The sequence below is a fragment of the Pseudomonas sp. GD03858 genome, assembly GCF_029840925.1.
Taxonomy (GTDB): domain Bacteria; phylum Pseudomonadota; class Gammaproteobacteria; order Pseudomonadales; family Pseudomonadaceae; genus Aquipseudomonas.
The window spans coordinates 1-9,702 of record NZ_JAOCDM010000154.1 but is presented as its reverse complement, the minus strand read 5'-3'; the positions used below and the strand labels follow the sequence as shown (position 1 = coordinate 9,702).

Annotated in this window: 2 protein-coding genes; both read left to right on the top strand. The window is 68.1% G+C overall.

The window, feature by feature from the left end; all coding sequences use genetic code 11:
• Positions 1-4,723, top strand: a 4,723-nt coding sequence (locus N5D48_RS24555; RefSeq protein ID WP_279888622.1) for a non-ribosomal peptide synthetase, incomplete at its 5' end; no start/stop codon positions are given.
• Positions 4,723-9,702: non-ribosomal peptide synthetase (locus tag N5D48_RS24550; RefSeq protein ID WP_279888621.1), on the top strand; the 4,980-nt coding region annotated here is incomplete at its 3' end. The genes N5D48_RS24555 and N5D48_RS24550, both read left to right, overlap by 1 nt.

Below are 9,702 nucleotides of genomic sequence, written 5' to 3'. Positions count from 1 at the left end.
GGTGCTCAAGGTCGAGCAGGTGGGCCTGCACGACAACTTCTTCGAGCTGGGTGGCGATTCGATCGTTTCGATCCAGGTGGTCAGCCGGGCACGCCAGGCCGGTATCCGCTTCACGCCCAAGGCGCTGTTCCAGCACCAGACCGTGGCCGATCTGGCGGCGGTCGCGCAGGTCGGCGACACGACTGTGCAGATCGACCAGAAACCGGCCCAGGGCCAGGCCTTGCTGCTGCCGTTCCAGCAGGTGTTCTTCGAAACCGACATCCCGGAGCGTCATCACTGGAACCAGTCGGTGTTGCTCAAGCCGGCACAACCGCTGGATGCGCCGCTGCTGGACGCCGCGCTGCAGGCGCTGGTGCGTCACCATGATGCGCTGCGCCTGCGCTTCCAGGCGGGCGAGGGCGGCTGGCAGGCGCATTTCGCCGACGCCCCCGCGCCTGCACTGCTCTGGCAGCACGCGCTGGGCAGCCTGGATGAGCTGGAGGCGCTGGCCGAGCAAGCACAACGCAGCCTGGACCTGGAGAACGGTCCACTGCTGCGCGCGCTGTTGGTAACCGCCGCCGATGGCCAGCAGCGACTGCTGCTGGTGATCCACCACCTGGCGGTGGACGGCGTGTCGTGGCGCATCCTCTTCGAAGATCTGCAAGCGCTCTATGCCGGCCTGCTGCGCGGCGAGCAGCCGCAGTTGCCGGCCCGGACCAGTTCGGTCCAGGCTTGGGCCGAGCGGCTGCACCGGCACGCCGACAGCGACGAACTGCGCCAGCAACAGGACTACTGGCGCGCACAACTGCTCGATGCGCCACGGCAGCTGCCGTGCCTCGATCCGCAGGCCAGCCTCAGCGCGCGCCACGCCTGCGTCGTGCGCACGGTGCTGGACAAGACCCACACCGCACGCCTGCTGCAAGAAGCCCCTGGCGCCTACCGCACCCAGGTCAACGACCTGTTGCTGACGGCCCTGGCGCGGGTGGTCTGCCGCTGGACCGGCGACGCCGACCTGCTGCTGCAGATGGAGGGCCATGGTCGCGAGGCGCTGTTCGACGATATCGACCTGACCCGCACCGTGGGTTGGTTCACCAGCCTGTACCCGGTGCGCCTGACGCCTGCCGCCGACCTGGGCGCATCGATCAAGGGCATCAAGGAGCAACTGCGCGCGCTGCCGCACAAGGGCATCGGCTACGGCCTGCTGCGCTACCTGGGCAGCGCCGAGACGCGCGCGGCCATGGCGCAACTGCCCGTGCCGCGCATCACCTTCAACTACCTGGGGCAATTCGACGGCAGCTTCAGCGCCGAGGACGCACTGTTCACCCCAGCGGCCGAGGCAGCCGGGGGCAATCAGCATATCGACGCGCCGCTGGGCAACTGGCTGACGCTCAATGGCCAGGTCTATGACGGCGTGCTCAGTCTGACCTGGTCGTTCAGCGAGCGGATGTTCGCCCCAGCGACCATCGAGGCGCTGGCCGCCGGCTACCGCGAGGAGCTGGAGCAACTGGTGGGCCACTGCGCAGGCCACCACGGCGTCACGCCTTCGGATTTCCCGCTGGCGCGGGTGAGCCAGCAACAGCTGGATGCGCTGCCACTGAGCATCGACAACCTGGCCGACCTCTATCCGTTGTCGGCCATGCAGCAAGGCATGCTGTTCCATACGCTGTATGACCAGGCGTCGTTGCAGTACATCAACCAGATGCAACTGGATGTCGAAGGGCTCGACCCCCAGCGCTTCCGTCAGGCGTGGCAGGCAGCACTGGATGCCCATGACATTCTGCGCAGTGGTTTCCACTGGGGCGCCGGGCTCGAGCAACCGCTGCAGTGGGTGGCGCGCAAGGCCGAGCTGCCCTGCCAGTTGCACGACTGGCGCGGCCGTCACGACCTGCCCGAAGCCTTGCAGGCCCTGGCCGATGACGAGCGGGCCAAAGGCTTCGAACTGGGCCGGGCGCCCCTGTTGCGCCTGCAACTGGTGCGCACCGGCGATAATGCCTGGCACCTGGTCTACACCTCGCACCATATCCTCATGGATGGCTGGAGCAACTCGCAGCTGCTGGGCGAAGTGCTGCAGCGCTACAACGGGGTGGAACCCGCCCGCGGCGGTGGTCGATACCGTGACTACATCGCCTGGCTGCAGGGGCAGGATGGCGCCCGCACCGAAGCCTTCTGGCGCGAGCAGCTACAGGCGCTGCAAAGCCCGACGCGTCTGGCCAGCGTCTATTCCCATGCGGCAGAGGCCGGCCACGGCGACCATTACCTGCGCCTGGATCCGGCGCAGAGCGAGCGCCTGGCCGGTTTCGCCCGGCAGCACAAGGTCACCCTCAACACCGTGGTCCAGGCCGCCTGGCTGCTGCTGCTGCAACGCTATACCGGCCAGGCCACGGTGGCCTTCGGCGCCACGGTGGCCGGGCGTCCGGCACAGTTGCGCGGCATCGAGCAGCAAATCGGCCTGTTCATCAACACCCTGCCGGTAATCGCCAGTCCGCGCGGCGAGCAGAGCGTGGCCAGCTGGTTGCAGCAAGTGCAGGCGCACGGCCTGGCCTTGCGCGAGTTCGAGCACACGCCGCTGGCCGATGTTCAGCGTTGGGCCGGGCAGGGGGGGGAAGGGCTGTTCGACAGCCTGCTGGTGTTCGAGAACTACCCGGTCGCCGATACCCTCAAGCAGCAGTCTCCCGAGGGGCTGAGCTTCGGTGATGTGCACAGCCGTGAACAGACCAGCTATCCGCTGACCGTGCTGGTGGCCGCAGGTGCCCAGCTGGGCGTGCAGTTCAGCTATGACCGGGCGCACTTCGGCGCGGCCGTGATCGAGCAGCTCGCCGGGCACCTGGCTGGCCTGTTGCAGGCGTTCACCCAGCAGGCCGACGGGGCGCTGGGCGAGCTGCCCTGGCTGGACGACGCCGAGCAGGCGCAATTGGCGCGCTGGAACGCCAACGCCGTCGACTACCCGCGCCACAGCAGCATCGGCGAATTGTTCCAGGACCAGGTCGCGCGCACGCCGCACGCCCTGGCCGTGACCTGGGGTGAGCAACAGCTGAGCTACGCCGAGCTCGAGGCCCGCGCCAACCGCCTGGCGCACAAGCTGCGCGAACAGGGCGTGGGGCCGGAGAGCCGCGTGGGCATCGCCTGCGAGCGCAACCTGGAACTGGTGATCGGCCTGCTGGCGATTCTCAAGGCAGGCGCCGCGTATGTGCCGCTGGATCCCGACTACCCGGCCGAGCGCGTCGGCTACATGCTGCAGGACAGCGGCGCCCAGCTGCTGCTGACCCAGCGCCGACTGGCGGCCATGTGGCCGAGCGGCCTGGCTACCCTGTGCCTCGACGAACTGGCGCTGGACGACTACCCGGACCAGCCGCCGCGGCTGAAGCTGCATGCCGACAACCTGGCTTATGTGATCTACACCTCCGGCTCCACCGGCCAGCCCAAGGGCGTGGCCATCACCCACCGCAACGTGGCGGCGCTGGTGCGCTGGAGCGAAGAGGTGTACAGCCGCGACGACCTGCAAGGGGTGCTGGCCTCGACCTCGGTGTGCTTCGACCTGTCGGTGTGGGAGCTGTTTGTCACCTTGGCCCGTGGCGGCTCGCTGATCCTCGCGCGCAATGCCCTGGAACTGCCGCGGTTGCCGGCCCGCGAGCAGGTGAGGCTGATCAACAGCGTGCCTTCGGCGGTCAATGCCCTGCTGCGCAGCGATGGCATCCCGGCGAGCGTGCGCATCATCAACCTGGCCGGCGAGCCGCTGAAACAGTCCTTGGTCGACAGCCTCTACGGGCTGCCGGCGCTCGAGCATGTATACGACCTCTACGGCCCTTCGGAAGACACCACCTATTCGACCTGGACCCGCCGCGCGGCTGGCGGCCGGCCAAGCATCGGCAGGCCGCTGCACAACAGCGCCGCGCACCTGCTCGACGGTGATCTGCAGGCCGTGCCGGTGGGCATTGCCGCCGAGCTGTACCTCAGTGGCGCCGGGGTGGCCCGTGGTTACCTGGGGCGCGCCGCGCTGACCGCCGAGAAATTCGTGCCCAACCCCCACGCGGCCGATGGCGAGCGCATGTATCGCAGCGGCGACCTGATCCGCCGCCGTGGCGACGGCGAGCTGGAGTACATCGGCCGTATCGACCACCAGGTGAAAATTCGCGGCTTCCGCATCGAACTGGGTGAGATCGAAGCGCGCCTGCTGGCCTTGCCACAGGTCCGCGAAGCCGCCGTGCTGGCCCTGGACGGTCCGGCCGGCGCGCTACTGGTGGCCTACCTGGCGACCGGCGAGGTGCCGCCAGCCGAGCAGCAACCTGCGCTACGCGAGCGTATTCGCGGCGCGCTGGCCGAGCATCTGCCCGGCTACATGCTGCCCAGCCAGGTGCTGTTCCTCGACGTGTTGCCGCAGACGCCCAACGGCAAGCTCGACCGCAAGGCCTTGCCGCCAGCGCAGCTCGAGCAACAGCAACGCGCCTATGTCGCGCCGCAGGGCGCGCTGGAAAGCGACCTGGCGGACCTTTGGGCACAGGTGCTGGGCGTGGCCCGCATCGGCCGCGACGACAACTTCTTCGAACTGGGTGGGCACTCCTTGCTGGTAGTGAACCTGGTGTCCCGTATCCATCTTGAGCTTGGCATGACATTGACTCCCCAACTGCTGTTCCAGTACCCGACGCTGGCGACCTTCGCCGTACAACTGAATGCGCAAGGGGCGGCCGTGCAGGCTTCGACCTTGGACAAGCTTGAGTTCCTGCTCGACGAAATGGAGGAAATCTGATGGACCAGAACGTCGCCGCCCGGATCGCCAAGCGCTTCATCCTGCTGCCGCTGGACAAACGCCAGGCCTACCTGGAAAAGATGCTCGCCGAAGGCGTGTCGCCGGCCAACCTGCCGATTCCCCAGGTTCGCGATGAGCTGGCCGTGCTGCCGCTGTCGTTCGCCCAGGAGCGGCAGTGGTTCCTCTGGCAGCTCGACCCGCAGAGCACCGCCTATCACATGTCGGTCAACCTGCGCCTGCGCGGCGCGCTGGATGCCCAGGCCCTGCAGGACAGCCTCGATGTGCTGGTGGCGCGGCACGACAGCCTGCGCACGCGCATCCTCGCCGACCAGGAACAACCGGCCCAGGTGATCGATGCGCAGGGGCGCGTGCTGCTCGAACGCGCGGCGCTGACCCTGGCCGAGGGCGACCAGGACGCCCAACTGCGTGCCTGCGCCGAGGCCGAGAGCGCGCGCCTGTTCGACCTGCAGGCCGGCCCGCTGCTGCGGGTGCGGCTGGTGACGCTGGGCGAGCAGGATCACCTGCTGCTGCTCACCCAGCACCATATCGTCTCCGATGGCCGCTCGATGCAGGTCCTGGTGCGCGAACTGATGCACTGCTACGAGGCGTTCAGCCAGGGCGAACAGCCGCTGCTGGCCGAACTGCCGATCCAGTACGCCGACTATGCGGTGTGGCAGCGTCACTGGATGGAGGCCGGCGAGCGCCAGCGTCAGCTTGGCTACTGGACCGAGCAACTGGCGGGCGACCAGGCCTTGCTGGAGCTGCCGCTGGATCGCCCGCGCAGCCTTGCGCGCAGCGGTGTCGGTGGCCGCGTGCAGATCGAGCTGCCGGGCGCGTTGGCCCAGGCGGTGCGGCAACTGGCGCAGCGCAGCGCCAGCACCAGTTTCATGGTCCTGCTGGCTTCGTTCCAGGCTTTGCTGCATCGCTACTCGGGGCAGGCCGACATCCGTATCGGGGTGGCCAACGCCAACCGTAACCGGGTCGAAACCGAAGGTCTGATCGGCTTCTTCGTCAACACCCAGGTCATGAAGGCCGAGTTCGATGCCAGCAGCCGCTTCAGCGAGGTGCTGCAGCAGGTGCGCCAGGCCGCGCTGGATGCCCAGGCCCACCAGGACCTGCCGTTCGAGCAACTGGTCGAGGCCCTGCAGCCCGAGCGCAGCCTCAGCCATACCCCGTTGTTCCAGGTGATGTTCAACCACCAGAGCGGCAGTGGCGCCCAACAGGCGCGGGAGACAGGGCGCACCGGGCTGGCCGTGGAGCTGCTGGACTGGGATAGCCAGACCGCCAAGTTCGACCTGACCCTGGACACCTTCGAGCACGAGGACGGGCTCACGGCGCGCCTGAGCTATGCCACCGACCTGTTCGACCAGGCCACGGTCGAGCGCCTTGGCCGGCACTGGTGCAACCTGCTGCAAGCCATCGTCGCCGACCCCGAGCGGCAGGTGGCGCAGTTGCCGTTGTACGATGCCGCCGAGCAGCAGGCCCTGGTGGCGCAGATGAACCCGGCGCCGCGCGAGTTCCCGGTGACCACCACGCTGCACGGGCTGATCGAGGCCCAGGCCGCGCGCACCCCGCAGGCCATCGCGCTGAGCTTTGAAGGGCAGACCTTGAGCTATGCCGCGCTCAACCAGCGGGCCAACACCCTGGCCCATGGCCTGATTGCCCGTGGCGTCGGCCCGGATGTGCTGGTGGGCCTGGCCATGGAACGCGGTCTTGACCTGTTGGTCGGCCTGCTGGCGATCCTCAAGGCTGGTGGCGCCTATGTACCGCTGGACCCGAGCTACCCGCAGGATCGCCTGGCCTACATGATCGAGAACAGCGGCTTGCAGCTGCTGCTGACCGACTCGGCGCTGCTGGCGCAGTTGCCGGTGCCGACGCATGTCGAGGCGCTGCTGCTCGACCAGCTGACGCTGGCCGACAACCCCCACGATCCGCAGGTGGCGATGTCGCCGGACAACCTGGCCTACGTGATCTACACCTCCGGCTCCACCGGCAAGCCCAAGGGCACCTTGCTGGCCCACCGCAACGTCTTGCGCCTGTTCGAGGCCACCGAGCACTGGTTCGGTTTCGATGCCTCGGACGTCTGGACCCTGTTCCACTCGTTCGCCTTCGACTTCTCGGTCTGGGAAATCTTCGGCGCGCTGCTGTACGGCGGCAGGCTGGTGGTGGTGCCGCACTACACCAGCCGCTCGCCGGAAGACTTCCATGCCTTGCTCTGCGATGAAGGGGTGACGGTGCTCAACCAGACCCCGTCGGCATTCAAGTCGCTGATGCAGGTGGCGCTGGCCAGCGAGCGCCGCGCCCAAGCCCTGCGCCATGTGGTGTTCGGTGGCGAGGCACTGGATGTGAAGAGCCTGCGCCCGTGGTTCGAGCGTTTCGGCGACCAGGCGCCGCGCCTGATCAACATGTACGGGATCACCGAGACCACCGTGCATGTGACCTACCGGCCATTGACCCTGGCCGACCTCGAGCAGGTGGCCAGCAGCCCGATCGGCGAGCCGATCCCGGACCTGAGCTGGTATCTGCTGGACCCGGCGTTGAACCCGGTGCCCAAGGGCTGCGTGGGTGAGCTGTACATCGGCCGCGCCGGCCTTGCCCGCGGCTACCTCAAGCGTGGCGACCTGAGCGCCACGCGCTTCGTGCCGGACCCGTTCGGCGAGGCGGGCGAGCGCCTGTACCGCACCGGTGACCTGGCGCGGCTGCGCGCCGATGGCGTGGTCGAGTACATCGGACGTATCGACCACCAGGTGAAGATTCGCGGCTTCCGCATCGAGCTGGGCGAGATCGAGGCCCAGTTGCTGGCGTGCCCGCAAGTGAACATGGCGGTGGTGCTGCCCCATGGCAGCGGCGCCGCACAGCAACTGGTGGCCTACGTGGTGCCCGCCGAGCCGACGGCTCAGGCGCAGGCCGCGGCGTTGCGCGAGCAGCTCAAGGCCAGCCTGCGCGAGCACCTGCCGGACTACATGGTGCCGGCCCATATGCTGTTCCTCGACAGCCTGCCTCTGACCGGCAACGGCAAGCTCGATCGTCGCGCCTTGCCAGCGCCGGACCTGAGCCACAACCAACAGGACTATGTCGCGCCACGCAGCGTGCTGGAACAGCGCGTCGCGCAGATCTGGCAGGAGGTGCTCAAGGTCGAGCGGGTGGGCCTGGACGACAACTTCTTCGGCCTTGGCGGTCATTCGCTGCTGGCCACCCAGGTGGTCTCGCGGGTGCGCCAAGGGCTGCAGCGTGAAGTGAACCTGCGCAGCCTGTTCGAACACGCCACCCTGGCGGCGTTCTGCCAGGCCCTGGGCGATGACCTGACACGCCGTGAGCCGGCGCTGTTGGCACAGCCGCGCGAGCAGCGCCTGCCGTTGTCCTATGCCCAGGAGCGGCAGTGGTTCCTCTGGCAATTGCAGCCGCAGGGCAGCGCCTATCACATTCCTTTGGCCCTGCGCCTGCGTGGCGCGCTCGACGAGCAGGCGCTGCAGCGTAGCTTCGATGCCCTGGTGGCGCGCCACGAGCCGCTGCGCACCCGCTTCGTCGAAGTCCAGGGGCAGGCGCAGCAAGTGATCGACGCGGCGGCAGCGCTGCCGATCGCGCGCGAGCGGTTGCGGCTGGAGGGGGATGCCCAGGCCCAGGCCGAGCAGATCGAGGCGTGCGTCGCCGCTGAGGTGCTGCGCCCGTTCGACCTGCAGCAAGGCCCGTTGCTGCGGGTGCGCCTGGTGCGCCTGGGGGCCGATGATCATCTGTTGGTACTGACCCAGCACCACATCGTCTCGGACGGTTGGTCGATGCAGGTGATGGTGGGCGAGCTGACCCGCCTGTACGCGGCGTTCAGCGATGGCGGTGCCGCGCAGTTGCCGGCGTTGCCGATCCAGTATGCCGACTATGCGCTGTGGCAGCGGCAGTGGATGGAGGCCGGCGAACGCGAGCGCCAACTGGCCTACTGGCGTGCCCAGCTGGGCGCCGAGCAGCCGGTGCTGGAACTGCCGATGGATCATTCGCGCCCGGCCCAGCAAAGCTACCGGGGTGCTCGTCTCGCCCTGCCAGTGCCCGGGGCGTTGCTGGAACAGCTCAAGGCGCAGGCGCGCGAGCAGGGCGCGACCCTGTTCATGTTGCTGCTGGCCTCGTTCCAGGGGCTGTTGCACCGCTACAGCGGTCAGGCCGATATCCGTGTCGGCGTGCCGATCGCCAACCGCAATCGCCTGGAGACCGAAGGGCTGATCGGCTTCTTCGTCAATACCCAGGTGCTCAAGGCCGAGTTCGTCCAAGGGCAGGGCTTCAGTGACCTGCTGCAACAGGTGCGACGGGTGTCGCTGGAGGCCCAGGCGCACCAGGACCTGCCGTTCGAGCAACTGGTCGATGCCCTGCGCCCGGAGCGCAGCCTGAGCTACAACCCGTTGTTCCAGGTGATGTTCAACCACCAGGCGACGGCACCTGCGGTGCCGGGTGCCCTGGCCAGCCAGGTGGAGCTGGAAGTGCTCGAGGTGGGCGGGCTGAGCGCTCAGGTCGACCTCAAGCTCGACACGCTGGAAACCCCGGACGGGCTGCTGGCGCAGTTCAGCTATGCCACGGACCTGTTCGAGGTCGCCAGTATCGAGCGCCTGGCCCAGCATTGGTTGCGGTTGCTGGAGCAGGTCGTCGCCGCCCCGGCGCTGGCGCTCGACCAGCTGGCATTGCTGGATGACGCGGAACGCGAACAGATCGTCGAGCAGTGGAACGCCACTGCCACCGAATACCCGCTGGACCGCTCGATCCAGCAGCTGATCGAAGACCAAGTGGACCGCACGCCACAGGCCGAAGCCCTGGTGTTCGGCGAGACCCGCCTGAGCTATGCCCAGCTGGATGCGCGTGCCAACCAACTGGCCCGTCACCTGATGGCGCGGGGCGTTGGCCCGGACGTGCTGGTCGGTATCGCCGCCGAGCGCAGCCTCGAAATGGTGGTCGGCCTGCTGGCGATCCTCAAGGCCGGTGGCGCCTACGTGCCGCTTGAC